Annotated in this window: 1 protein-coding gene; it reads right to left on the reverse strand. The window is 43.3% G+C overall.

Annotated elements, in window-relative coordinates; genetic code table 11:
- A partial coding sequence (locus tag H4J69_RS19690) for an Ig-like domain-containing protein (protein WP_182245209.1) occupies positions 1–413 on the reverse strand: 413 nt, incomplete at both ends.

Genomic DNA, 413 nt, shown 5'->3' on the forward strand with positions numbered 1-413 from the left:
AAATCTGACACTGGAGTTACTGAAATTGTTAAAGTTGAAATTTCTGTGTCACCAGCACCATCGGTAATGGTGTAACTGATCACTGGCACGGCACCGTTGAAGTTGTCATTGGGTGTAAAAGTGTAGCTACCGTCTGCATTTAAGGTGAGTTCACCTTCCGCAAGAGTAACCGTATCACCTGCATTGTACGTATTCCCACCAACACTAAAGCTGGTGACGGTCATTGGACCGTCTGCTGTTTCAGCATTGTCTAAAACATTGCCTGTTGCTGTTGTATCTTCTGCAACAGTGACAGTTTCACTATCATCACTTAAATCTGACACTGGTGTTACTGAAATTGTTAAAGTTGAAATTTCTGTGTCACCAGCACCATCGGTAATGGTGTAACTGATCACTGGCACAGCACCGTTGAA

This window comes from Colwellia sp. BRX10-9, from assembly GCF_014077405.1.
GTDB lineage: Bacteria > Pseudomonadota > Gammaproteobacteria > Enterobacterales > Alteromonadaceae > Colwellia_A.